Origin of the sequence: Chromohalobacter marismortui (genome assembly GCF_004364315.1) — a bacterium.
Classification (GTDB): domain Bacteria; phylum Pseudomonadota; class Gammaproteobacteria; order Pseudomonadales; family Halomonadaceae; genus Chromohalobacter; species Chromohalobacter marismortui.
Genome location: NZ_SOBR01000003.1, coordinates 172,997 through 198,768, shown reverse-complemented (window position 1 = coordinate 198,768; position 25,772 = coordinate 172,997). Strand labels below are relative to the sequence as shown.

General features: G+C 62.2%; 21 protein-coding genes. 11 read left to right on the top strand and 10 right to left on the bottom strand.

Annotation, left to right across the window (positions count from 1 at the left end; genetic code table 11):
* Positions 1-177: 177 nt before the first annotated feature.
* The 6 genes from flhB to C8E00_RS07430 all read left to right on the top strand — a co-directional run bounded on the left by flhB (position 178) and on the right by C8E00_RS07430 (position 7,301).
* A complete protein-coding gene (gene flhB / locus C8E00_RS07455) occupies positions 178-1,347 on the top strand; it encodes a flagellar biosynthesis protein FlhB (protein WP_133696427.1) in 1,170 nt (389 codons plus the stop codon).
* Positions 1,344-3,428, top strand: coding sequence for a flagellar biosynthesis protein FlhA (flhA, locus tag C8E00_RS07450; protein WP_133696425.1), 2,085 nt, complete (start codon positions 1,344-1,346; stop codon positions 3,426-3,428). Before flhB ends, flhA begins: the two co-directional genes overlap by 4 nt.
* A complete protein-coding gene (gene flhF / locus C8E00_RS07445) occupies positions 3,425-5,593 on the top strand; it encodes a flagellar biosynthesis GTPase FlhF (protein WP_133696422.1) in 2,169 nt (722 codons plus the stop codon). Before flhA ends, flhF begins: the two co-directional genes overlap by 4 nt.
* Positions 5,594-5,600: 7 nt before the next feature.
* Positions 5,601-6,035: a hypothetical protein gene (locus tag C8E00_RS07440; protein ID WP_133696420.1), complete on the top strand. Its 435-nt coding sequence runs from the start codon at positions 5,601-5,603 to the stop codon at positions 6,033-6,035.
* Positions 6,035-6,466, top strand: coding sequence for a flagellar protein FlhE (locus tag C8E00_RS07435; protein WP_133696417.1), 432 nt, complete (start codon positions 6,035-6,037; stop codon positions 6,464-6,466). The genes C8E00_RS07440 and C8E00_RS07435 overlap by 1 nt, the downstream gene beginning before the upstream one ends.
* 136 nt (positions 6,467-6,602) lie before the next feature.
* Positions 6,603-7,301 carry an RNA polymerase sigma factor FliA gene (locus C8E00_RS07430; protein WP_133696415.1) on the top strand — a complete coding sequence of 233 codons (699 nt, stop codon included), beginning with the start codon at positions 6,603-6,605 and terminating at the stop codon, positions 7,299-7,301.
* A 3-nt stretch (positions 7,302-7,304) separates the two neighbouring features.
* Here C8E00_RS07430 and C8E00_RS07425 read toward each other — a convergent pair whose 3' ends face one another.
* From C8E00_RS07425 to C8E00_RS07410, 4 genes are all read right to left on the bottom strand, one after another.
* Complete coding sequence (locus C8E00_RS07425) at positions 7,305-9,029, bottom strand: sensor domain-containing diguanylate cyclase (protein ID WP_133696412.1); 1,725 nt, start codon at positions 9,027-9,029, stop codon at positions 7,305-7,307.
* A 294-nt stretch (positions 9,030-9,323) separates the two neighbouring features.
* On the bottom strand, positions 9,324-9,974 hold the full coding sequence (locus C8E00_RS07420) for a PqiC family protein (RefSeq protein WP_133696409.1): 651 nt from the start codon (positions 9,972-9,974) through the stop codon (positions 9,324-9,326).
* Positions 9,971-11,611, bottom strand: a complete 1,641-nt coding sequence (pqiB, locus tag C8E00_RS07415) for an intermembrane transport protein PqiB (RefSeq protein ID WP_133696407.1) — start codon at positions 11,609-11,611, stop codon at positions 9,971-9,973. The genes C8E00_RS07420 and pqiB overlap by 4 nt, the downstream gene beginning before the upstream one ends.
* Positions 11,604-12,938 carry a PqiA/YebS family transporter subunit gene (locus tag C8E00_RS07410; RefSeq protein ID WP_133696405.1) on the bottom strand — a complete coding sequence of 445 codons (1,335 nt, stop codon included), beginning with the start codon at positions 12,936-12,938 and terminating at the stop codon, positions 11,604-11,606. The genes pqiB and C8E00_RS07410 overlap by 8 nt, the downstream gene beginning before the upstream one ends.
* Before the next feature lie 295 nt (positions 12,939-13,233).
* Between C8E00_RS07410 and C8E00_RS07405 the strand changes: the two genes are divergently transcribed.
* Positions 13,234-14,208: a calcium/sodium antiporter gene (locus tag C8E00_RS07405; protein WP_133696402.1), complete on the top strand. Its 975-nt coding sequence runs from the start codon at positions 13,234-13,236 to the stop codon at positions 14,206-14,208.
* A 23-nt stretch (positions 14,209-14,231) separates the two neighbouring features.
* Here the strand turns inward: C8E00_RS07405 and C8E00_RS07400 are convergent, their stop codons facing one another.
* Genes C8E00_RS07400 through C8E00_RS07390 form a run of 4 tightly spaced genes read right to left on the bottom strand, consistent with a single transcriptional unit; the run spans position 14,232 to position 17,255 of the window.
* Positions 14,232-15,173 carry an ArsA family ATPase gene (locus tag C8E00_RS07400; RefSeq protein ID WP_166638274.1) on the bottom strand — a complete coding sequence of 314 codons (942 nt, stop codon included), beginning with the start codon at positions 15,171-15,173 and terminating at the stop codon, positions 14,232-14,234.
* 42 nt (positions 15,174-15,215) lie between these two features.
* Positions 15,216-15,512, bottom strand: a complete 297-nt coding sequence (locus tag C8E00_RS07395; protein ID WP_133696397.1) for a cory-CC-star protein — start codon at positions 15,510-15,512, stop codon at positions 15,216-15,218.
* Positions 15,499-15,825, bottom strand: coding sequence for a carbon starvation CstA family protein (locus C8E00_RS16805; protein ID WP_279586111.1), 327 nt, complete (start codon positions 15,823-15,825; stop codon positions 15,499-15,501). The genes C8E00_RS07395 and C8E00_RS16805 overlap by 14 nt, the downstream gene beginning before the upstream one ends.
* The gene (locus C8E00_RS07390) at positions 15,777-17,255 is read right to left on the bottom strand and encodes a carbon starvation CstA family protein (protein WP_279586110.1); all 1,479 of its coding nucleotides are present in this window, start codon (positions 17,253-17,255) and stop codon (positions 15,777-15,779) included. The genes C8E00_RS16805 and C8E00_RS07390 overlap by 49 nt, the downstream gene beginning before the upstream one ends.
* A gap of 324 nt (positions 17,256-17,579) precedes the next feature.
* Here C8E00_RS07390 and C8E00_RS07385 point away from each other — a divergent pair, with 324 nt between their 5' ends.
* The 4 genes from C8E00_RS07385 to cydC are packed head-to-tail and all read left to right on the top strand — an operon-like array spanning position 17,580 to position 23,440.
* Positions 17,580-19,001, top strand: a complete 1,422-nt coding sequence (locus C8E00_RS07385; RefSeq protein ID WP_133696395.1) for a cytochrome ubiquinol oxidase subunit I — start codon at positions 17,580-17,582, stop codon at positions 18,999-19,001.
* Positions 19,002-19,004: 3 nt separating this feature from the next.
* Positions 19,005-20,006: a cytochrome d ubiquinol oxidase subunit II gene (gene cydB / locus C8E00_RS07380; protein WP_133696392.1), complete on the top strand. Its 1,002-nt coding sequence runs from the start codon at positions 19,005-19,007 to the stop codon at positions 20,004-20,006.
* 3 nt (positions 20,007-20,009) lie between these two features.
* Positions 20,010-21,725 carry a thiol reductant ABC exporter subunit CydD gene (cydD, locus tag C8E00_RS07375; RefSeq protein ID WP_133696390.1) on the top strand — a complete coding sequence of 572 codons (1,716 nt, stop codon included), beginning with the start codon at positions 20,010-20,012 and terminating at the stop codon, positions 21,723-21,725.
* Positions 21,722-23,440 (top strand): thiol reductant ABC exporter subunit CydC, encoded by a 1,719-nt coding sequence (gene cydC / locus C8E00_RS07370; RefSeq protein ID WP_133696387.1) that lies wholly within the window; start codon positions 21,722-21,724, stop codon positions 23,438-23,440. Before cydD ends, cydC begins: the two co-directional genes overlap by 4 nt.
* Positions 23,441-23,456: 16 nt before the next feature.
* Here cydC and glpK read toward each other — a convergent pair whose 3' ends face one another.
* Both glpK and C8E00_RS07360 read right to left on the bottom strand, forming a co-directional pair.
* On the bottom strand, positions 23,457-24,965 hold the full coding sequence (gene glpK, locus C8E00_RS07365) for a glycerol kinase GlpK (protein WP_133696384.1): 1,509 nt from the start codon (positions 24,963-24,965) through the stop codon (positions 23,457-23,459).
* 48 nt (positions 24,966-25,013) lie between these two features.
* Complete coding sequence (locus C8E00_RS07360) at positions 25,014-25,742, bottom strand: MIP/aquaporin family protein (protein ID WP_133696382.1); 729 nt, start codon at positions 25,740-25,742, stop codon at positions 25,014-25,016.
* Positions 25,743-25,772: the final 30 nt, after the last annotated feature.

The following is a 25,772-nucleotide window of genomic DNA, read 5'->3' as shown; positions in this document are numbered from 1 at the left end:
CCCGCCGGCAGCGTCTCGCCCTTGCGTCGCCTGAATAGCACGGTGAAGTAGTCGCTATTCCAGTGATCGGTCGCCCCGTGTTCCCGAGAAAATAGCTCGTATTCGATGTATGCGGTGGTCCGGTGTCTTGGCGGTGGGCCGAGCACGGGCGCCTAGCGCCACCATGTCAGAGGGGCCATGGCCGAGGGTAGCGAAAGCGACGAGGAAAAGACCGAAGACCCGACCCCCCGACGTCTCGAGAAGGCGAAGGAGGACGGACAGGTCGCGCGCTCGCGTGAACTGACCACCTTCATGATCTTGGCGTCGGGCGTGGCGACGCTCTGGATGTTGGGGGGGCACCTCTACGACAGCTTGGGAGCGGCCATGGAGCAGTCGTTCATCTTCTCGCGTGGCGAAGTGTTCGATACCGCCGTACTGATGTCGCATATCTGGTCGCTGGGCAAGAACATGCTGTTGTCCTTGTTGCCGTTGTTTCTCATCGTGTCCGTCGTCGCCTTGTTCGCGCCGGTCATGCTGGGCGGCTGGTTGATATCGGCGAAATCCCTGCAGCCACAGCTCTCCAAGCTCAATCCTCTCAAGGGCTTGAAGCGCATGTTCTCCTCGCAGGTGCTGGCCGAGCTGGGCAAGGCGGTGGCCAAGTCGACGTTGGTGGGGGGTGTCGCCGTGGCTTTTCTGTGGGGGCATCGTGGCGATTTTCTCGGCTTGAGGAACCTGCCGCTGAGCGAAGCATTGGCGCGCGGGATGGATCTCGCCGCCCTGTGTCTGGCCTTATCCGTCTCGACGCTCATCGTGGTGGTATTGATCGATGTGCCGTTTCAGTTATGGAGCTTTACCAAAAAGCTGCGCATGTCCCAGGACGAGATCAAGAAAGAGCATAAAGAAACCGAGGGCGATCCTCAGATCAAGGCGCGCATGCGCGCCCAGCAACAATCCATGGCACGGCGACGCATGATGGCCAAGGTGCCGGACGCGGATGTCATCGTCACCAATCCGACGCATTACGCCGTGGCATTGCAGTATGAAGGGAGTCAGATGGAAGCGCCGCGCATCGTGGCCAAAGGGGCCGACATGGTCGCCACGCGCATTCGCGAACTCGGTGAAGCGCATGGTGTGCCGTTGCTGGAGGCGCCGCCGCTGGCACGTGCGCTGCATCAGCATGTGGACCTCGACCAAGAGGTGCCTGCGAATCTTTATACCGCCGTGGCGGAGGTTCTGGCTTGGGCCTACCGCTTGAAACGCGTGCGCGAGGAGGGGGGCGAGTGGCCGCAAACGCCACAGGACCTGCCCGTGCCCGATGAGTTAGATCCGTCTCGGCAAAACGTTGCCGACGCCAAGGACACACCATGAATGCGTTGAGTCAGCTATGGGGGCGTCGTGAATGGCTTACCGACACCCGTATGAAGGTTCTGGCCGGACCCATCTTGATCATCATGATCCTGAGCATGATGATCCTGCCGTTGCCGGCGTTCGTGCTGGACCTTCTCTTTACCTTCAATATCACCCTGGCGGTCATGGTACTGCTGGTGAGCATGTTCACGCAGAAACCGCTCGATTTCGCGGCCTTCCCGTCGATCTTGCTCTTCACGACCCTGTTACGACTGTCACTCAACGTCGCTTCCACGCGCGTGGTCTTGATGGAGGGGCACGAGGGGGGCGATGCGGCCGGCAAGGTGATCGAGGCGTTCGGTGAATTCTTGATCGGCGGCAATTTCGCCGTCGGTCTGGTGGTCTTCATGATCCTGGTGGTGATCAACTTCATGGTCATCACCAAAGGCGCTGGCCGTATCGCTGAAGTCGGTGCGCGCTTCACCCTGGATGCCATGCCCGGCAAGCAGATGGCCATCGACGCCGATCTCAATGCCGGTTTGATCGGGGATGAGGAAGCTCGAGCGCGGCGCCAAGAAATCTCCCAGGACGCCGATTTCTACGGTTCCATGGACGGGGCCAGCAAGTTCGTGCGTGGTGATGCCATTGCCGGCATCGTCATCATGCTGATCAACTTGATCGGTGGTCTGGCGATCGGCATGGCGCAACATAGCCTGAGTTTTTCCGAGGCGGCCCATACCTATACCTTGTTGACCATCGGCGACGGTCTGGTGGCGCAGATTCCGGCGCTGGTGATTTCCACGGCTGCCGGTGTCACCGTCTCGCGTGTCAATACCGACCAGGATGTCGGCCAGCAACTGATCAGCCAGCTCTTCAATAACCCGCAGGTATTGGTACTGGCCGCCGGTGTCATGGGCCTGCTGGGCCTGGTGCCGGGCATGCCCAATCTGGTTTTCTTGCTGTTCACGGCGTTGCTGGGGGGGCTGGCCTGGTGGATATGGCGTCGCAATCAGCAACAAGCGACTCCGGAGGCATCCCCGCAGACGCCGCCACCGCAGCCTGAAGTGGCCGACGCCAGTTGGGACGATGTGCAACTGGTCGATACCCTGGGGCTTGAAGTCGGCCACCGCTTGATTCCGCTGGTCGATCATCGCCAGAAAGGTGAGTTGCTGGGGCGTATCAAGAGCGTGCGCAAGAAGTTCGCTCAGGATGTCGGCTTTCTGCCGCCGGTGGTACATATTCGCGACAACCTCGAATTGGGGCCGTCGACCTACGTCATTACCCTCAAGGGCGTGGAAGTGGGCCGCGCCGATGCGCATCCCGGCCAGTGGTTGGCCATCGACCCCGGGCAGGTGTCGGGTCAGGTGGAGGGCACGCCGACCCACGACCCGGCCTTCGGCCTGCCTGCTGTATGGATCGATGCCGCGCAGCGTGAACGTGCTCAGGTGTACGGTTATACCGTGGTCGATGCGAGTACGGTGGTGGCCACGCATCTCAACCATCTGCTGCATCGACACGCCAATGACATGCTGGGTCGTCAGGAAGTGCAGCAATTGCTCGATAAGATCGCCGCCGAGAACAAGGCGCTGGTCGAGGACGTGGTGCCCAAGCTGCTGACCCTGACCGCGATGCAGCGCATCCTGCAGAACCTGCTCGCCGAGGAGGTCTCGATTCGTGATATGCGTACCATCCTCGATACGCTGGCCGAGTATGCGCCACAGCAGGCCGATCCCAACGAACTGACCGCCATGGTGCGTGTGGCGCTGGGACGCTCGATTACCCAACAGTGGTTCCCCGGCAATCAGGAGATGCATGTCATCGGCCTGGAGGCCAATCTCGAACAGGTACTGACGCAAGCATTGAGCAACGGGGGCGGCCTGGAACCGGGGCTGGCCGACACCTTGATGGAACAGGCGGTGGCCGCCGTGGAACGCCAGGAAGGGCGGGGCGAGCCTGCCGTACTGGTCGTGCAGCATAGCTTGCGTGCCTTGCTGGCCCGCTTCCTGCGCCGCCGCATCACCCACCTGGTGGTGATGTCCAATGCCGAAATCCCCGATGACCGCACCTTGCGTGTCACCACCAATATCGGAGCCCGCTCATGAGCGTGATGCGCTTTCTCGGCGTCAACAGCCGCGAGGCAATGCGCCAGGTGCGAGACGCGCTGGGGGACGATGCCCTGATACTCTCCAATCAACGCGTGGAGGAGGGTGTCGAGGTCGTGGCAGTGGCCGACGAGGTACAGTCTTCGCTAGTCGAGCAAGCCGAGCCCGTGGCGGCGCCCGCTTCGTCTGCACCGGGTCAGGACCGCCTGTATGCCGAAATGCAGGCCATGCGCGAACTCTTGATGTCGCATATTGCCGAGACGCCGCGCCCACGCAGGGCACGCCCCGGGGTGCATGGCGTTCTACGTCAGCGCTTGATTACCGCCGGCTTCAGCGCACGCCTGGTACGCGAAATGCTCGCGGCACTGCCCGACGAACTCAGCGATGTCGCGGCGGACGATCCGCGTTTGCTGGCCTGGACGCGGCGCCAATTGGAGACGCGTCTTGCGGTGCTCGATGACGAGGCGGCGATGCTCGAGGACGGTGGCGTGTTCGCGCTCGTGGGCCCGACCGGGGTAGGCAAGACCACGACCACCGCCAAGTTCGCCGCACGCTACGTGATGCGCTTCGGTGGCGAGGACGTGGCGTTGGTGACCACCGATGATTATCGTATCGGGGCCCATGAGCAGTTGCGCATCTATGCGCGTCTGTTGGGCGTCGATGTCCATGCAGTACACCATGAAGACGATCTCGAAGGCTTGCTGTCGGCGCTTGAAGGCAAACGCATGGTCATCGTCGATACCGTCGGCATGAGTCAACGCGATCAGCGTGTGGCAGGGCAGATTGCGCGTCTCGGCGGTGCGGGTCGCCCGGTTCGGCGTCTGCTGTTGCTGAACGCGGCCAGCCATGGCGATACGCTCGAAGAGGTGGCCGAGACCTATCAGCGTGCCTCTCGCGATGCAGGAGCGCCATTGTATGGATGTCTATTGACCAAGGTGGATGAGGCGCCCCGCCTGGGCGCCGCGCTGGATGTCGTCATGCGTCACGGCTTGCGGCTATATTATGTTTCCCATGGTCAGCGGGTGCCCGAAGACATCCGCCTGGCCGAAGCGCCAGCATTATTGGATGAGGCTTTGGCCGTTGGTCAGGGCTCGCCGTTCACCTTCGATGAGAACGTGCTCACCGACATGCTGCGGCCCACCGACGCCGGGCAGGACTTGCAGGCGTTGTCGCGTGATCTCATGGCCCAGCGCCATCAGTTGATGCGAGTGATGGAAACGTTGCAGCGAGATGTCCCGGGGATGGCGTTAATGGCCGCCGCGTGGCGACACCGCGAGTCGCCGCGTGCCATGCAGCAAACGTGGCTCGAGTCGCATTTGACGCCGCCGCCGATGGTCAAGACATGGCGTGAGGCCCAGGCGACCGGCTTGTTCTGGCCCGGCGGCAGGCCGCGGGGGATGGACTGGATGGCGCCAATGTTGCCGCTGGATGCCCACGGCGATGTGTTACCGATGGCGTGGCCCTTGCACCGCTGGCCGCCCTCCGATACGCAACGCCTGACCCTGGCGCGTCGTCATCTGGGCAGTCATTGGCATGTGTTCGCGCGGATGCCCGACGTCGAGGTTAGACAACAGTTGCAGGAGGCTGGCAGCCCTTGGCTTGCACGTGCGCGTGTACAGCAGCGTGTCTGGTATGCCGGTGAACGTCTGGCGATAGGCGACGTGGTCGACCTGGCCGAGTCTTGTGGCCAGCATACCTGCCGCCTGCGTGGACGCGAGCGTCGGGTGACGCTCGCGTGTTTGCCCGTGTCCTTGACCGCAGACGATACCGAGGCGCTGCAGTTGTGGATCGCGACGAGCCATGATCCCGAAAGCGGTCGCCAGCGTGGCGTGTACCATTGGCTGGGGCATCGAGGCGATGCGCTGGAGATCGATATGCGTGCCTGTGTTTATCGGCAGCTCGAGCAGGACGACCTGCTGCGCTTGATGCGCACGGCCTGGCAACAGTTGGGGGCGTCGATGGATTGTGAATTGCGGGTCTATCTGGCGGCACAATTGGCGGCCTTGTCGCTGCGCATGGAACTCAGTGACGAAGGGTGGGCGGTGGACACACGGCCACTGGTTAAACGCCTTGCAGGCGAACGTAAACGGCGTAGCCCCGAGACCCTGCTGCATGGATTGATGCACTTGTTGACGGCGCATACTGCGCTGTCGCAGGCATCGTGAGGTGGCGATGAGCGATCAAGCGGCGGGATTGCGGGCCTACGCCAGTCAACGGCGCGACAAGGCAAGCCTGGTGACGATCGGCCATCCCTCGCCCCAGGCGGTGACGGCCATCTGCGAACGGCTTGCGTCACTCAGTGGGCAAGCCTGGGAGACATTGCCTCTCGCCGTCGGTGAGGTGAATGCCGCCCAGCGCACTTCGCCGCACTGGGGGATCTGGGTCGCGTCGGGAGCGGAAGGTCTGCAGCGTGCCTATCGCGAGCTCAAGCGGTGGTCGCAGCACGAGCGTCTTCCTCCTTTGTTGGTGATACGCGATCCGGTCGGATCAGGCGATATGCCGTTGGACAACCTGGTGGAGACGGCGCGTCGCTTTCTGGCGATCGAGCTGGTCGTGGATCCCGCTGAGTGGCTGGCGAAAACACGTCCTACGAGTGAGCGCCGCTGATGGGCGTCTGGCGATGCGTTTTGATCGTGGTGGCTGCGCTTGGTGTCGCGTCGGGCGTGGTCTCAAGCGCGCATGCCGCCGATGCCGGCAGTTGGGCGGTGTCGCTGCCGCGAGGTCCGTTATTGACGACGCCGGGACGCGACGAACGCACCCAGCCGTTGCATCCGCCTGCCGCCGATCTGGTCGGCGATGGTCGCATCACGCGGGTATCCTGGCGCTATGCCATGCAGGAGCCGCACGCAGTACGCGCGTGGTTATGCCACCCACGTCGTTGTATCGAATTGGCGACCCAGCGTGGGGGTACCCGGGCGCTGGAGGGATTATCCGCTGCAGGGCCCTTCGTATTGCGCTTCAGGCGTGCCATTTCCATAGGCGTAGCGGGGCCCAGCGTCCGCATCGAGGACCTGCAGTTGATCGTGAATTACCACTGAGTGAGCGCGGTGGGCATAAATGTGGGAAAAGGCCCCTCTCGCGAGGGTTATTCCGGTCTTGGGCGTCGGGCCGGATGCTCGATAATGTCAGCGGGCGTCGCGTCGCGCGTCGACCCGAACATCCGAGGCGATAGAGATGTATACGGCACAGGGCAAAATCGACCAACGCGCATTGCTGGAGCAGTACATGCCGCTCGTGCGGCGTCATGCGCTGGCGTTGCAAGTACGCTTACCGGCCAGTGTCGAACTCGATGATTTGATTCAAGCCGGCATGGTGGGGTTACTCGACGCGCTGGAGCGCTTCGATACCGCCCAGGGGGCGAGTTTTTCCACCTTCGCCAATCAACGCGTGCGCGGCGCGATGATCGATGAGCTGCGCAGCCGCGACTGGATGCCGCGCAGTGTACGGCGTAGCGTCCGGGCGCTGGATCAGGCAGTACACAAGCTCGAACAATCGCTGGGGCGTGCGCCGGACGAGCGTGAGATTGCCAGCGCACTGGACATGCGTGTCGACGAGTATCATCAATTGCTGCTGGATGCCAACAATGGCTATCTGATGGGCTTCGATGAGGTCGTGTCCGAGCTGGGCGAGCCACCGGCGGGCGAAACCGCGCCGGCAACCCCCCACGACGCCTTGCTCAAAGGCGATGCGCGCACGCATCTGCTCGAGGCCATCGAGCAACTGCCCGAACGCGAAAAGCTGTTGCTGGGGCTCTATTACCAGGAAGAACTCAACCTCAAGGAAATCGGCGCCGTCCTGGGCGTCAGCGAATCGCGGGTATGCCAGTTGCACAGCCAGGCCGTAGCACGTCTCAGGGGACGGCTCGCGGCTTGAGGCTCATTCTTCCTCATCCATGCTGTTGCCGGATAACGGCTGCAACATGACCGTCCGGTTGCGGCCGTATTCCTTGGCTTCGTAAAGTGCCTCGTCGGCACGCTCGAACATGGCGTCTGCGCTCAGTTCCGGCTGATAATAGGTGGCGCCAATGCTGATCGTCAGTCTTAACTGATGACCATCGTCGAGGATGATCGGTGTCGCCGCCACTGCTTGCCGCATGCGCTCGGCGATTTTTACCACGCGTGTGTCGGGAACCGCCATCAGGATGCAGAACTCCTCCCCGCCATAGCGTGCTACTGCATCGTTGTCGCGGAGTTGTTCGGCCAGACGCGAGGCAACCACTTTCAGTGCCTCATCGCCTAGCTGATGACCATGGGTATCGTTGATGTCCTTGAAATGATCGATATCCGCGATCATCAAGGCGAAAGGCGTTCCACTCCGCGCCTCGGCCATGAACTCCTCGATGGCTTGCTCGAAGCCGAACCGGTTGAGCAATCCCGTCAGCGCATCTTGGCTGATCATTTCCTCGGCCTTGGCGAGCTGACGCTTCACCGTACGCAGGTGATCGAGGTAAGGACGCCGGTCGCGTAATACCACGATCAGCGAGGTATCGTCGAGGTCACGCATCGGCACCAGGGTAATCTCGACCGGCGTATCGTTATGCAGTGTCAGATTCTGGCGAAGTGTGTCGCCTTGTGCGGCAAGCTCCTGGCGGATGCGTCGCTGTAAAACACGTCGATCACTGGACACAAACCACTGCGATAATCGCGAGCCTTCGATGGCGTCCTCCTGCGCATCGATCAGCTGGCGCGCGGCCGTATTCCATTCGTAGATATGCAATCTTCCAAAATCGCACACGAGAATGCCGTCGGGCCAGCTATCGACCAGGCTACGCAAGCGCTGCAAGGCCCTGTGTGTGCTGACCAATGTACTGCGGTCGCCGAGTTGAAGCGTCTCGAACCCCTGAAAGGGGGGTAATGCGTGGACCTCAAGCGGCAATTGCGTGTAAGACGCTGTGGCGAAGTAATGTCCTTCGGGGTGTGTCACGAGACGGTTGAAGTCTGTCCCCACTACGCTTGGCCCCTTGCCATTCAAGAGCCGTTGAGCGGCGGCATTGGCATAATGCACGTGGCGGCGATCATTGAGCAGCACGATGCCTTCCGGCAAGTGATCGAGCAGTCGAGTATGGCGTTCGACCACGGCATCGTCGGCCGCGCGTTGTTCGTCGATCTGACGCTGGTTGAGGCGCAATGAGATCAGCCTGGCGAGATCGGCCAAGCGTTGACGAGAAAGGCTGTCGAAGACATGAGGTTGGGTATCGAACAAGCATAGTGTGCCCAGTACATGGCCATTCAGCGACACAAGCCTTTCGCCGGCAAAGGCGCGCAGAAACGGAGCGCCGGTCACCAGAGGATGCTCCCGGAAATCGTCACTGGCATGGGCGTCCTCAATGAAGAGCGCCATGTCATGATCCACCGTGAGGGCCGAGAAGGACTCTTCACGTCGTGGCGGTGGGCCGATATCACTCGAACGGGCCAGGCACCAGGTACGCTCGCGATCCACGGCGTTGATCATCACGCAGGGGATCTCGAAGAGCTCGCCGATCATGTGCGCCAGGCGGTCGAGCTCGGCATCCCGAGGCGCCTCGTACATACCCAGACGGCGTAACGCCGCGATGCGCTCGGCTTCTTCGACGTCGTCTTCCGGTAGCCGTGAGAAAGTCATGGGAAAAGTATCTTATGGTCACAATGGCGATAGCGATAATGAGGGCCGCTGGGGACGAGCACAAGGCTCATCGCGCTATCACCGCTGGTAGGCATATAACGCCGTGTACCACTCGGCTGCGTTAGGCATTGTCTGAAAACTGTCTGCGCTCGGTCATACTGCGTTAAAACTCAGCTCGGGCGCGAGTCCGATCAAAATGCTCATTGACACCCCGTAAACTGGTGCGCCAGCCCGGTCCGTTTTCGCTGATTTTTGCCTTGTCTGACCTTCGCTCGTCGACTTTTCAGACAGTGCCTAGTCCGCCTTCGCCATGACGGCGGTCTCTGCCAGGGTATCGGCCAGGCGATCGCCGAGGATATCCCAGGCGGTCCCCAGTGTCCTTACCAGCGCGGGGTAGCCATCGTTTTGCAGAGGACGCACGACCTTGAAGGGCTCGTGCGACAGCGTGCGATCTTGAGCATCGCGGATACGCCACTCGCCGCTGACCACGGCCATGCCATCGTTGCGGCCCTGAAATTGGTCGATGTCGAGCTGGACATGCAGCGCCGGCGAGGGCGCCGTCGCGGGCTGGCCGCGACGTAACACCTCGGCATCGGGCAAGGCCTTGGCGAGATGCTGGCGCATGCGTTCCTGCAATTGGTGCGCCAGGGGCTCAGCCCAAAGATGGTGGCGGGCCTGGTGGATACGAATGTCACCGAATTGCATGACGATGCCGCCATCCTTCAGGTAACCGGCCAGCCTGGGGGGAGCGAGCCATACGCTCCCTTCGAAATGACCGGCGATCTCGATGTCATTGACCTCGCTGGGCAGTCTATAACGGGATTGTTCGATGCCTTGGCTGGCACAACCGGCCAGCACCAACATGACGACAACCAGCCCCATAATGACGATGAGTCGTCTCAGGGGGGCCGGGCGTCGAGTATGGACGATCGTCTCGGTCATCATCGTGGCGCCTTCGGTTGTGGGTCGGGAGTGTCCTGACTGTCGAAGATCAGGGCGTTGGGCTCTTCGCTCAATGTGCGCGCGATGGGTTGCAGGTCGCGCATCAACGATTCGAGCCGCGAGAGAGTATCGTTGAGTTCGCGATACCCTTGCGAGCCTGGCGCGAAGCCTTCTAGCGTCTCACGGGTCTGACGCAGCGTCGCGTTGAGATTTTGCGGCAGTTGGCGCGTCGCCGGATCGTTCAGCACGGTCTCCACGGAAGTGGCTATCTCGTTGACCTTGCGCATCGTTGCCTGTGTCGTCGCCAGCGTCTGGTCGAGCGAGTCAAGGATGGGGTCGACCTTCAACTCGTTGAGCTTGTCGAGCAGATTCGCGACCTTCTGTTCAATTTGAGCAAATCCCCCGGAGGTGGTGGGAAAGACCGGCTTGCCTTCGAAGGTCAGCGCTTTATAAGCGGCGGAATCTTCCTTGAAGTTAAGGTCGACGAACAAGGCGCCGGTCAACAGATTGCCAGCCTTGAGCGTCGCGCGTAAGCCGTTTTCGAACATTCCTCGCAAGCGCCCGCGCCACTCATCGGCATTGAAGTCCGCCTGAATGTCATCGAAGCGCTGGGGCTCGATGCGGATCAAGACCGGAATCGCAAAGCGGCTCAAGGTATCGGGCTGGGGGGCGGAGAAACGCCACGGTACGGCTTCCACCGTGCCGACGCGCACGCCTCGATACTCCACCGGATCCCCCTTGCCCAGGCCTCGAACGGTATCGTCGACGAGCAGCACATAATCGAGATAACGATCGAAGGTTCCTTCGCGGGCACTTTCCCGGTCGCTGAACAATTGATAGGTGGCACCGGGTTCGGCGGGCTGCCCCATCTTGACGTCTTCGGGGACCCCAAATGTCACGCCGCCACCGATGAGCGACTCGATCGACTCCACGTTGACCTGGAAACCCTGTGAATTCAGGTTTAGATCGATGCCCGACGACACCCAGAAACGCGTGGTATCGGTGACCAGTACATCATAGGGCGACTGAATGTAGAGGCGATGGCGCATTTCCTTTTCTTGGGGATCGAATGCGGTGTTTTCCACGCGTCCGACCGTGAAGCCCTGGTAGGTGATGGGGTCGCCGGTGCGCAGGGAACTGCCCACTTGGCTGACCAGATTGATGCGAATGCCGGGGGCATCGGGAGGCGCCACGGGAGGCTGGTCGAGTACATCGAAGTTGCGCTGAGATGCGTCGGCATTGCCGGGGAGTAGCTGTATATAGGCCCCCGAGAGCACGGTCCCCAGGCCGCTGATGCCTTCACGGTCGATACGTGGCTTGACGACCCAGAAACGTGTTTCGTCATTGAGCATGCGTTCGGTGCCGGGTTTCATGCGGGCGGTGATCACGGTATGCGACATGTCATCGGAAAGCGCGACCTCTTCGACGCGTCCGACCTCGACATTGCGTGTCTTGATCAAGGTCTTGCCCGCTTCGATACCTTCGGCGTTTTTCATTTCCAAGGTGATCGTTGGGCCCAGCCCCGCAAGGTTGTCGTAAAGCATCCACATACCGATGAGGACCGCGACCAATGGGACGATCCAGATCGGCGAGAGGCGCCGGCGGTGTTGGCGGGTCGCGCGCTGTGGAGCATCAGGCATCGTTGGATTCCTTGCGTGTTGAAGCGGTGGCAGTGCGTCGTTTCAGAGCGGACCGCCAGGTGCGACCCGGGCGCTCGGGGAGGTCATCCCAAATGATGCGCGGATCGAAGCTGTTGGCGGCCAGCATGGTGATGACCACGACGCTGGCGAAGGAGAGGGCGGCCGGCCCCGGCGTGACTGATATCAACTCGCCGGCGCGAATCAGTGCCACGAGGATGGCGACCACGAAGACGTCCACCATGGACCATCGACCGATGAACTCGGTGATACGATAGAGGCGCACGCGGGTGGCATTGCTTAGCGGCTCGCCCCGATGGCGGACGGCATAGCATAACCAACCCAGCGCGAGAATCTTGCCGATGGGGACCACCACGCTGGCAGTGAAGATGATCACCGCGATGGGAATATCGCCGTGCTGTAGAAACAGCATGACACCGCCGATGATGGTAGAAGGCGATGTATTACCCAGCGACGTCGTGCTCATGATCGGATAGAGATTGGCGGGAATGTACATCACCAACGCTGCCAACAGCAGTGCCAGCGTGCGTTGACGGCTATGCGGCGTCCTTGCGTGGAGCGTTTCTCCACAACGGCGACAGCGGCCATGCCCCTGTGCATCGAGGCGATTGACCAGCCCGCAGGTTGCGCAGCCGCCCAATCCTTGTGGCGTCGCGGGTTCACCCGGGCGGGCTCCCGCCGGCGCCAGGGGCTCGCTAGCCAGCGCAAACCACATCCAGTCGCTATCGATGGACTGGGTGGTCAGCAGCAACAGCAAGGCATAGACGCAAAATGTCCAGAACGAAAGTCCTAGGCTGACATCGGCCATGCCCGCGATCTTGATCAGGCTGACCAGTGCGGCGATGACGAAGACATCGGCCATCATCCAGGGGGTCAGATGTGACAAGGCGCGGGCGATGCCGCGTGAATGAGGCAGTACGCGGCGCCCGAGGAGCCCGAGTGAGAGCCAGCTGACACCACACAAATAGACCGCAGGCAGAATGATGACGGTCAATAGCACACAAATCGCGACCAGCGGTTCATGAAAGCCGACGAGTGTCGAGGCGGTATCGGTCAACTCGATGCGGTTGGTGACGCCGCGGGCTTCGAAACTGATGAAAGGAAAGGCGACCGACAACAGCAGCATGGTCAAGGCGGCAATGGCCAGTGCCAGGCTACGCTCGGCAGGTTTGGCGTGGCGCGTGGCCAGGGTGTGGTCGCAACGCGGGCAAGTGGCTTTCTGGCGTGGGCGCAAGGGGGGCAGCGACACCAGCAGGTCGCATTCGTGACAGGCACGTAGACGACGCCGAGAATGGCGCGTCGTCGCCATCGACGTCGCAGCGTCGCATGACGAGTGGTGAAGCGCTTGTGACGAAACGTTATCTGCCAAACTCAGTCTCACTCATGGGTTTATGGTCGCCAGCGATGCATGCACTATAGCAACTCGGCGCGGCGGCATTCCGACAGACCTTTGCCTGAGAAAAACAAGGCCATGAACAGCATACATTCGCTTGCGTATGTTTGTCAGTAGCGGGGCCAATCGACTGCGCTAGAATAGCGCGGCATCGCAGTGACATGCATGACACGACGACACTCAAGGACAACCACATTCAAGGAGAAATATCGTGCTGATGGCTATCATCGCCGTAGCGTTGGGGTTGGCAATCCTGGTATGGAGCGCCGATCGATTCGTCGAGGGAGCGGCGTCGACCTCGCGTCATCTAGGATTACCGCCGCTCTTGATCGGGATGGTGGTCATCGGGTTCGGCACCTCGGCGCCCGAGCTAATGGTATCGGCGATCTCGGCCTGGCAAGGCAATCCCGGCCTGGCGTTGGGCAATGCCTACGGGTCGAACATCGCCAACATCGGCCTGATCGTGGGGATCGTGGCGCTGCTAAGCCCGCTGACGATGCATTCGCAAGTGCTGCGCCAAGAATTGCCGCTGCTCATGCTGGTGACGGTAGCATCGCTATGGTGCCTGCAAGATGGCGCCGTCTCGCGCTGGGACGCCGTATTGCTGTTGGCGATGCTGGCGGCCTTCTTGTCCTATAGCATCCTGCGTGGTCGTCAGAAGGGTGACGATACCCTGGCCGACAATACCACGGCCGACCTCGATACTCAGTCGATGACGCTCAAGCGCGCCATCACCTGGACGCTGGTGGGCCTGGTCATGCTCATCGTCAGTTCACGCCTTCTGGTATGGGGTGCGGTGGACATCGCCTCGGCCTTTGGCGTCAGCGACCTGGTCATCGGCTTGACGGTAGTGGCGATTGGAACCTCGTTGCCGGAGCTTGCTTCCTCGATCAGCGCGGTGCGCAAGAACGAACACGACCTCGTCCTCGGCAACGTGGTGGGGTCCAACCTCTTCAATACCCTCGCCGTGGTGGGGCTGGCGGGCGTCATCGACCCGATCGACGTGGACAGTGCGGTCCTCGTGCGCGACTGGCCGGTCATGGCGGGCCTGACCCTGGCGTTGACCGTGTTCGGCATCGGCTGGAAGGGCCAGGGGCGGATCAACCGTCTGGAGGGCGCGCTGCTGTTGGCAACGTTCATTGCCTATACGACGTGGCTGGTGATGTCGGTGATCGGCGCGCGCTAGACGCAGCCGGTTCGATACACGGCTCAGGCGGGCGCATGCCAGGGGGAGAGCTCGCCAAGGGCATCGCAGAGCGGGCGTAGATCCTCGACCGAGGCGGGGGCGTGCGGCTGATGGTCGATGCGTATGCATGTGCGATCCGCGAATGACGTCTCGAGCTGCTCGATCCAGGGGCGTTGCTCCTCGCGCCAATTGGCGAGCCATTGGCTATCGACCGTAGTGGGCAGACATTTGTTGATCACGCCGGCGCCCACATGCAAGCCGTTGGCCTCCAGCAAATCTCGTGTGCGTGCGGTTTCCAGCGCCGGCAGGCGTTCCGGGTTGGCGACCAGAATCATCGCCGAATGCGCGGGACACGTCAGGTGCTCGCGAGCGGCGGCGAGGCGCCCGCGTCGACGCATCAGTGCTTCCTGGATAGGATCGTCGACGACCTCGCCATCCCCCAGCCAAGCCTTGTAGTCGCTGCGCACCTTGTGGCGACGCTGCATCAAGCCATCCACCCAGGCCCCCATGATCTCCGGCAATGCAAGCAAGCGCACGGTATGGCCACCCGGTGCGGTATCGAAGATCAAGCGATCGTAGTATTGCCCGGTGTCGAGCAGCAAGCCGACCAAGGCATCGAATAGCGCGGCTTCCTCGGTGCCCGGCGCGTGACGGGCCAAGTCGAGTTGCCGGAATACCGTGGCACTGCGTTCACCGCTCACCATGGGCTTGATGGTGTCCTTGACCTGGTCCAGATAGCGCTTGGTTTCATGCTCGGGATCGAGCTCCACGACATCCAGGCCGGGACGCATGCGTGTCGGTGTCGGGCCCGGTTGGCGGCCGAAGAGATCGGCCAGGTTGTGCGCGGGGTCGGTAGATACCAGCAGCGTGTTCCACCCGGCATCCGCGCAGCTCAGCGCATAAGCGGTCGCACAGCTGGTCTTGCCGACACCGCCCTTGCCGCCGAAAAAAAGGCTTTTGGCCATATGAGTTGTCTCCTCGGTGATGCCACGCGTCATCGGCACCGTTCAGCAGCAGCGAAAACCATCCAAGGGCGAGCGGGGTATGCCTTGGCGCTTATGCCACTCGTGAAAGCGTTCCAGCATGTAGGGATAAAGCTCCAGGGTCATGTCGCCGACGGGGTTGGGAATGCCCATCATGTCGCAGAAGCACAGCAGCATGAAAAGATCTTCTTCATCCTGAAGTTCGCGGGCGATCTCGCGTCGGTGCTGAAGGCTCAGCACCGCGTCGTAACCCTCGATGAGGCGTTTGATCCGCGTCCGCCAGCCGGCGGACGAGGGCGTGTCGTGGTCAGTGCGATTCATCGGAACTCGGCTGTCGCTGCTGCGTCGGGACACCGCCCTGGCGGAAACTGCGCGAGGCTTCGAGCAGGATCCACAGCGTGAAGACCATGATCAAGCTGCCGAAGGTGAACAGCAGCAAGTTGCGATCGGCATCACCGAAGCCCGACCAGGTGAAGATGACTTGCTGCGCCATGGCCCATAGTGTCATGACCAGCAGGAACAGCATCGGGACCAGCGTGAACACCACCGGGCGTCCCTGACGCTTGAGCCATACCGATACCAGCATCAAGGTAATGCCGGCCAGCAATTGATTGCTGGTGCCGAACAAGGGCATAGTAGATAACCGCCGGACCCGAAGCCGTTGGGGCCTTCCGGCAGGATCACCAGCGCGGCACTCGAAATGACGGCGATGCTGGTCGCGACGTGCTTGCGGGCGATCACCGGCATGCCGTACTCGGTGCCCAGTTCGGCGATGATGTAACGCATCAGGCGCACGGCGGTATCCAGCGTGGTGGCAGCGAAGCTGACCACGATCACCGCCACCAGGGTCGCGCCCATGTGCTCGGGGATTCCGAGATTACCGGCGAGTTGACCGGCACCTTTCACGAAGGAACCGAGCCCACTGGAGCCGGCCGCCGAGAAGCTCGAGTAGGTGGCGGTGAAATCCGCACTGGAGGCGAACAGCGTGCCCACGGCGATGATCGCAATCATCGCCAGCATGCCCTCGCCCAGCGCGCCGCCATAGCCGATCATGCGGGCGTCGGTTTCCTTGTCGAGCTGCTTGGACGTGGTGCCCGAGGCGACCAGACCATGGAAGCCGGAAATCGCCCCGCAAGCGATGGTGATGAAGAGCAGAGGATACCAACTGATATCGGCTTCGCCGTTGACGCTGGGCGCGGTCATTTCCGGCGCGCCGAACAGAAGGCCCAGGTAGAGCAGTGCGAGGCCCACCACCAACTGATGCGAGTTGATGTAATCGCGCGGTTGCAACAACTTCCAGACCGGGAGTGTCGAGGCGATATAGACATACACCATCAGCACCACGATCCACACCAGGAAGGCCATGGAGGTAGCATCGAAGCCGCCGGCCACCGCCGCGTCACTGCCACCGAACCAACTGACCAGGTCGATTTGCAGGAAGGGCACCTCGCTCGCCAAGAGTGCCGCGCCATACATGACGGCCAGCGCGATTACCGAAGGCAAGAGCATCGACCCCGAGCGGCGGTAGACGCGATAGCCAATCCATACCGCCAAAGGTATCTGGATGAACACCGACAGCACGCTGGCGGGGAAGGTGATGAACAGCTTGGCGATGACCCAGGCGAAGACCGCGTTGATCATCAATACCAGAATCAAGATGATGAACAGGAACAACAGCTTGGCGCGCTGGCCGATCAGCTTGTTGGCCAACGTGCCGATAGAATGGCCCTTGTGGCGGTTGGAGAGCACCACGGCGCCGAAGTCATGCACGCCGGCGGCGAACACGGTCCCCAGCACGACCCACAGAATGGCCGGCAGCCATCCCCAGTAGATGGCGATGGCGGGCCCCACGATGGGCGCCGCGCCCGCCACCGAAGTGAAATGATGCCCCCACAGGATCCATTTGTTGGTGGGCACGTAGTCGACGCCATCTTGGTAGGCGTGCGCGGGCGTTTGAAAATAGGGGTCGAGCCGGTAAATGCGTTCGGCGATGAACTTCGAATAGAAACGATAGCCCATCACGAAACACACGGCGCCGAAGAGGGCGATCCAGATAGCGTTCATGAGTGATCCTTATTGATGACGGGCGCACAGGGGCGCCATGACTCCCCATAGGTTTTTACTAATCTACCAAAGAGGCATGGCATTCTCCGTTAGACGAACGACGCAGAAGTGAAAAACTGCGGCATCGGCGCGCATGCGGCAATATGCCTTGCGACAACGCGACACATACTAATCGTAGTCATGGCGCTTTTTAAGGCTATATAAACCCTCTACGATGTAGGGGTATTGGAAACGAAACAAGAAAATCCAGGCGGCGGGCCGTTTTCGGCAATGACCTCCTCTTTCCGATGATATTTCGACTACGTGGGCTTCAAGGAGTCAGCCATGGCGCTAGATCCGATTCTCCTGTCGCGATTGCAGTTCGCATTCGTGGTTTCCTTTCATGCCATCTTCCCGGTCTTCACGATCGGGCTTGCCTCTTACATCGCCGTGCTGCAGGGCCTGTACGTCACCACCGGCAATCGTGTCTGGGACCGCCTCGGGCTGTTCTGGACCAAGGTGTTTGCCGTGGTATTCGGCATGGGCGTGGTGTCCGGCATCGTGATGGCGTTCCAGTTCGGCACCAACTGGAGCAACTTCTCGCAGATGGCCGCGAATTTCATCGGGCCGATGCTGAGTTACGAGGTAGTCACGGCGTTCTTCCTCGAAGCAGGCTTTCTGGGGGTCTTGCTGTTCGGCCGTCATCGCGTCTCGCCGGCGGTGCATTTCTTCGCCGCCTTGATGGTCGCCGTGGGCACCTTCATTTCAGCGTTCTGGATCCTCGCCACCAACAGCTGGATGCAGACCCCCGACGGTTACGAGATTCGCGAGGGCGTGATCCATGTGACCTCCTGGGTCGATGCCATCTTCAATCCGTCGTTCCCGTACCGCTTCACGCACATGGCCTTGGCGGCGTTCTTGACCGGTGGCTTCGTGGTGACCGGGGTGAGTGCCTGGTTCCTGCTGCGCGGACGCGAGGTCGAGGCCCACAAGCGCGCCTTGTCGATGACGCTTTGGTTGCTGTTGATCCTGGCCCCGCTGCAGGCCTACGTCGGCGACGAACACGGCCTCAACACGCTGGAGCATCAGCCGATGAAAATCGCCGCGATGGAGGCCAACTGGGAAACCCAGTCGAACGTGCCGTTGTTGTTGTTCGCCTTGCCGGATCGCGACCTGCAAGGCAATCGTTTCGAGATCGGCATTCCCAATGGCGCCAGCCTGATTCTGCGTCATGATCCCGACGGCGTCGTGCCGGGGCTCGAGGAGGTGCCACCCGAACGCCAGCCGCCGGTGTGGATCACCTTCTTCAGCTTTCGCGTGATGGTCGGTCTGGGGCTGCTGATGATCGCCTTCGCCGTTGCCGGCTTGGTGCTGCGCAAGGGCGGGCGCATCTACCGCAGCCGCTGGTTCCTGCGTGGACTGCAAGGCATGAGCCTGGCGCCGTTCGTGGCGGTGGTCGCGGGCTGGTTCGTGACCGAAACCGGGCGCTCGCCGTGGCTGATCTACGGGGTACTCGATTACGCCGAGGCCATCACGCCTTCGCTGAGTGGCGGCATGGTGTTGTTCACGTTGATCGGCTACATCGCCGTCTATGCCGTGATCTTCATTGCCGGTGTCTATTACCTGTGCAAGGTGATCAACCAAGGCCTCGATGAGCACGACGACACAGAGGATCTGGACAGCCACGACCGTCCGGCGCGGCCCATGTCCGCCGCCCACGTGCCCTTCGATGATGCGCGCGACGACCGCGCCCCGAACAGGAGCTAAACCATGGAAACGTTCGATCTCTCGTTGATCTGGGCCGTCATCATCGCCTTCGGGGTGATCATGTACGTGCTCATGGATGGCTTCGACCTGGGGCTGGGGATCCTGTTTCCCTTCGCTCCCGACGAAGATGCACGCGACGTGATGATGAATTCCGTCGCGCCGGTATGGGATGGCAACGAGACCTGGCTGGTGCTGGGGGGAGCCGGGTTGATCGGGGCCTTTCCGCTGGTCTACTCGATCCTCTTGCCGGCGATGTACATCGGGGTCTTCCTGATGCTGGCGGGGCTGATCTTCCGTGGCGTGGCTTTCGAGTTCCGCTTCAAGTCGCGGCGCACGCGGACCTGGTGGAACGCAGCCTTCGCCGGCGGTTCCTTCGTGGCGGCCTTTGCCCAGGGCGCTGTGGTGGGGGCCTATATCGAGGGCTTCGAAACCGCCAATCGCGTCTTTACCGGCGGACCGCTCGATTGGCTGACACCGTTTTCGGTGATCACCGGTCTCGGCCTGGTGGCCGGCTATGCGCTGTTGGGCGCGACCTGGCTGGTACTCAAGTCCGAAGGCCATGTGCGTGACTGGGCGCGCGGCCTGGTCCCCAGGCTGCTCGTCGGCGTGGTCGTGGTGTTCGCCATCGTGAGCCTATGGACACCCTGGATCGACCCGGATGTCTGGGAGCGTTGGTTCGACCACCTGCAGGTGATCTGGCTGCTGCCGGCGTTGGCATTGGCCTGCGTGATCGGCGTCTATGCCGCCAATCGCAAGGGGCGTGAACTGATGGCCTTCCTGCTGACCCTGGGCATGTTCATTTTCACCTACCTGGGGCTGCTGGTAAGCCGCTGGCCGTATGTCATCCCGCCGGACTACACCCTGTGGGAAGCCGCATCCGCGCCCGCGTCGCAATTCTTCCTGTTGATCGGCGTGCTGTTCGTGGTGCCCATCATTCTGACCTACACCGCCTGGTCGTACTGGGTATTCCGCGGCAAGGTGCGTGTCGGCGACGGGTATCACTGAGCCGTGTCTCGATCTCAAGTACAAACCCCGGCGCGCGCGTCGCGCCAATGGCTGGCCGCGCAATCCCGTGAGGTACGCGGCTGGCTGAGCCTGGCGGTCGCCGCCGGTGTCATCGGTGGGCTCGCCACACTCGCGCAACTCGGCCTGATGGCGTGGTTGATCAGCGCGGTCGTGGTCCACGACACGCCCTTGATGACGCTATGGCCTTATGCGGCGGCGCTGGCGGGCGCGGTGATCGTGCGCGCGGTGGCGCAGTGGCTTCAGGAAACCAGTGCTCTGGAAGCCGGGCTGCGCGTCAAAGCACGCGTGCGTGCCCGGGTGCTCGATCATCTCGCGGCGCTGGGGCCGGTGCATCTCGCCGAGCGGCATAGTGCCGGCAGTACTGCGCAATTGGTCGATCAGGTCGAAGCGCTGGAAGGCTATATCGCGCGGTACGTCCCCCAGGCCACGCTGGCGGTGGTGTTGCCGCTGATCTTTCTCGGCGTGGCATTTTCGCTGGACTGGCTGGCGGCGTCGTTCTTCCTGATCGCAGCGCCGCTGATTCCGCTGTTCATGGCCTTGATCGGCATGGGCGCCCAGCGCCTCAATGAGCAGCAGTTCCAGGCCATGACGCGTCTCGCGGGGCATTTTCTCGACCGCGTGCGCGGACTGACCACCCTGCAGCTGTTCGGGCGCACTCGTCAGGCCACCGAGGAGGTCACGGCGGTGGCCGACGACTACCGGCGGCGCAGCATGAAAACGCTACGCGTGGCGTTTCTCTCCTCGGCGGTGCTGGAATTCTTCGCCTCGGTGTCGATTGCGGTGATCGCCATCTACATCGGCTTCGGGCTGCTGGGCTACATCCAGTTCGGTCCCGCCGATCAACTGACACTGTTCAGCGGATTGTTCCTGCTGTTCATGGCGCCGGATTTCTTCCAGCCGCTGCGCTTGCTTGCCCAGCATTATCATGACCGCGCCAGTGCCCTGGGCGCGGCCGAGGGCTTGCGTACACTGCTGGCGCAGACGCCACCACAAGGCCTGCGTATGGAGTCTCTGGACAGTGAACTCGACGGCACGCTGCCGCTGCGGGTGCGTCTGACCGATGTCAGTGTGGCGCATGCCGGGCGCGGTAGGGTGCTGGGGCCGCTCGATCTCGATATCGCCGAGGGTGAGGTGGTGGCGCTGATCGGTCCGTCGGGGGCCGGCAAGTCGACATTGCTGCAGTTGCTCGCCGGCTTCGTCGATGCCGAGGCGGGCGAAGTGGCATTGCGTGCGGCGACAGGCCTGGCCTGGCTCGATCAACGCCCGTTCTTGATGCAAGGTACGTTGGCCGAGAATTTGCGCCTGGTCGCGCCCGATGCCAGTGACGATCGGTTGCGCGAGGCGCTGAGCGCGGCGCAGCTCGGGGATCTGCTGAGCGCCTTACCCCAAGGGCTCGACACGTCTCTCGGCGAACGCGGCCTGGGGCTATCGGGTGGGCAGGCCAGTCGCCTGGCGTTGGCCCGGGTGTTTCTCAGTGATGCCCCGTTGGTACTGCTCGACGAACCCACGGCCAGCCTCGATCCCGACAGCGAGCGCCGTGTGATCGAGGGGCTGACGCAACTGGCTGCGCAAGGCCGCACGCTGATCATCGCCACGCACCATCCCGCCGTGATGGGCATGGCCGACCGTGTGCTGCGTCTCTACGCAGGGCAGTTGCATGCACACGCAGTACCCGCATCGTCGGAGGTCTCGTCATGAAGGAATCCAATATGACGGCGCTGGTACCCTGGTTGCGCCTGATGGGCGAGCGACGCATCCGCTTGCTGCTCGGGGCATTGCTGATGCTGGCGACGCTGCTGTTCGCCATCGGGCTGCTGACGTTATCGGGGTGGTTCATCACCGCGACAGGGTTGACCGGGATGATTCTCGCGGCGGGCGGAACGGCGACGATCGACGTCTTTACGCCGGGGAGCGGCATTCGCTTCTTTGCCGTGGGGCGTACCGCCGCGCGTTACGCCGAACGTCTTTACAATCACGACACCGTGCTGCGCCTGCTGGCGGATATTCGCGGGCGCACCTTCGCCGGTTTGTCACGGCTATCGGGCCGTGAACTGGCGCGTTATCGCGCCGGCGAATGGCTCAATCGGCTGACCGCCGACATCGACGCGCTCGACAATCTCTATCTGCGTCTGCTGGCGCCGCCGTTGGTGGGGCTGCTGGCGATTCTCGTCGTTGGCGGCATCCTGGCGCTGGCCATGCCGGCCCTGGGGGGCGTGCTGCTGGCGATCATGCTGCCGTTATGGGTGATCGTCACGCTGGGCATGGCCCTGGCGGGACGCGGCCCCAGCGCGCGACGCGTCGAGACGCTGGAACGCCTGCGCGTCCGTGCCCTGGAGCATCTACAGGGCCTGGCCGAGCTGCGCACCTTCGGCGTACTCGGTGCCCACCGAGCGAGAGTGGAACGCGAGCAACGGACGTTGCTCGACGATCAGCGGCGTCTGGGCCGCCGCACCGCGCTGGGCAATGCGCTGGTGACCTTGACCGTGCAAGGCGCCGCCGTGGCGATACTCTGCTTGGCGTTGCTTGCGTTCGCTGCGGGCAAGCTTTCGGCGCCGGTGGCGAGCATGTTGCCACTGGCGGTGCTGGCGCTGAATGAAGGGCTCGCCATGCTGCCGGGCGCCTTCGTGCAATTGGGAGCCACGCGCACGGCCGCCGCGCGGCTCAATGCCGAGGCGGCGCCTGCGAGTGATGAAGGCGAGGGTTCTCTAGCTGACGAAGCTGAGGGCTCCCTGGCGAGCGCCGAGTCGCCTTCGCTCACCTTCGAGGCGGTGACGCTGCGTTATCCGGGTATGGGGACCACGCCTGCGCTGGAAGATGTCAACCTGCACGTGGCTGCCGGCGAGCGTGTCGCCGTGCTGGGCCCCTCGGGTAGCGGCAAGTCGAGCCTTGCCCAGCTCGTCGTCCGCGCATTCGACCCCGACACGGGCAACGTGCAGTTGGCAGGGCAGGATCTACGCAGTCTGGCGCCGCAGGCATTGCGTTCTCGGCTCGCCTACCTGACCCAGCACACCGAGCTCTTTCACGCCTCCCTGGCCGACAACCTGCGTCTTGGGTTGCCGGTCGACCACGACCTGAATGAAGCGGCCGTCGAACGTGCCCTGTGGCAGGCGCTATGGATCGTCGATCTTGACGGTTGGGCGCGCGAACTGCCGCATGGGCTCGAGACCTGGGTCGGCGAAGCCGGGCGTCAGCTTTCCGGTGGCCAGGCCCGGCGTGTGGCGCTGGCGCGGGTGGTGCTGCGCGATGCCCCGCTGATACTGCTCGATGAGCCTCTATCGGGGCTGGACGCCACCACGGCGACGACGGTGGCCGAACGTCTCGACGCCTGGCTCGACGGGCGTACCGTGCTGATGTTCGCCCATCGGCGTGAGGCCCTACCGCGTTGCGACAGGGCGTTAGTGCTATCACCATAAGCATGGAACCTGTGGTTTATGAGGCGACATGGAAGCCCATGGTAGCTTGGACGGCACGTTTCCAGCCCGCATAGAGCTCGTCGCGTTTTTCCACGTTCATCTGGGGCGTGAACCGGCGCTCGATGGCCCATTGCGCCGCGATTTGTTCTCGTGACTCCCAGAAACCCAAGGCCAGGCCAGCGAGATAGGCCGCGCCCAGCGCCGTGGTCTCGCTGACTTGGCTGCGTAGCACGTCGACGCCCAGGATGTCGGCCTGGAACTGCGCCAGGAAATCATTGGCGATCGCCCCCCCGTCGGTGCGCAGTTCGGTCAGGTCGAGGCTGGCGTCGGCTTGCATGGCTTTGAGGACGTCGGCACTTTGGTAAGCGATGGATTCGACGGCCGCGCGTACGAATTGCTCCTTGCTGGTACCGCGCGACAAGCCGAACATCGCGCCGCGCACGTTGGAATTCCAGTAGGGCGCGCCGAGGCCGGTGAACGCGGGGACGAGATAGACGCCGTTACTGTCCCCGGCGCGTTCGGCATAGGCCTCTGAATCGGACGACTTGCCCAGCATGCGAAGGCCGTCGCGTAGCCACTGCACGACCGACCCCGCGACGAACACGGCACCTTCAAGGGCGTATTCGAGTTGACCGTCGACCTCCCAGGCTACTGTCGTGAGCAGGCCGTTTTCAGAGGCCGTGGCTTGTGGGCCGGTGTTCATCAGCGTGAAGCAGCCCGTGCCATAGGTGTTCTTGGCCATGCCAGGGGTAAAGCAGGCCTGGCCGAACAGGGCGGCTTGCTGGTCACCGGCCATGCCAGCGATCGGTAGTTCGTGACCGAACAGGAACTTCGGCTGAATATGGCCATAAACCTCGCTGTTGGATTTGACCTCGGGCAGCATGGATGCCGGTACCCCGAGCAGCTCCAGCAGCTCGGGGTCCCACGTCCGCTCACGAATATTGAACATCATCGTCCGCGAGGCATTGGTCACGTCGGTGACATGCACCTTGCCACCGGTCAGGTTCCACACCAGCCAGGAATCGATGGTGCCAAACAGCAACTCGCCGTTGTCGGCTTTCTCCTTGACGCCATCGACGTTGTCGAAGAGCCATTTGAGCTTGGTACCCGAGAAATAGGCATCGATCACCAGGCCGGTCTTGTCGCGAATCATGTCCGAATGCCCGGCATCACGCAGTTCATCGCAGATTTCGGCCGAATGACGTGATTGCCAGACGATGGCGTTATAGACCGGCTGACCGGTGTGCTTGTCCCAGACGACGGTGGTTTCGCGCTGGTTGGTGATGCCGATGCCGGCAATCTCGGCGACATCGACCTGGGTGTTGTTGATCACCTCGGTCAGTGTCGTCAGTACGCTGGTCATGATGTCGCGCGGGTTGTGCTCCACCCAGCCGGGCTGCGGAAAGCTCTGCTCGAACTCGCGTTGGGCGATGCCGGCGATCTGACCGTCGTGATCGAACAGCATCGAGCGGGAGCTGGTGGTTCCTTGGTCGATCGCGAGTATGTATTTCTTTGCACTGCTCATGGGAGGCATTCCTCTTGTTCGTGGCGAAAAAATGATCCATCGGGACGGTTAATAAACGTAAGCCACCAGTGCCGCCATTGCGCTACCGATGACGGGGCCGACCACCGGGACCCAGGCATAGCGCCAATCGTTAGACCCCTTGTTCTGGATAGGGAGTACGGCATGGGCGATGCGTGGGCCGAGATCGCGCGCCGGATTGATGGCATAGCCGGTGGGGCCGCCGAGCGAGGCCCCGATCGAGACCACCAGAAGGGCGACCGCCAGGGGGCCGAGGCCGGATGGTGTGTGGCCGAACATGATGATCACGAAGATCAGCACGAAGGTGCCGATGATCTCGCTGAGTAGATTCCAGGCATAGGAGCGGATGGTCGGTGCCGTGGAGAACGTGGCGAGCTTGAGCGCGCCATCCTGGGTGTCGTCGTATTGTTTCTTGTATGCCAGAAAGCAAACGACAGCGCCTAGAAAGCCACCGATGAATTCGGCTGCTAGATAGGTGACGGTGGTGGCGAGGTTGATCGGAATGCCCTCGGCATATTCTTTGGCCGGGCCAATCAGCAAGCCGAGCGTCACGGCTGGATTGAGATGCGCCCCGGTATCGTAGGCAACGTACACAGCGCAGAATACGGCCAGCCCCCAGCCGAAGAAGATCACGATGCCATCGCTGCCGTTACCGTTCGTCTTGTTCAGCAGGACGTTGGCCACTACGCCGCAACCCAGCAGTGTCAGGAACGCCGTGCCAGCGATCTCGTGGACCAGAATGGTTTCTATGACGCTCATGAGTCGCTTGCCTCGTAATGCGTATCACGG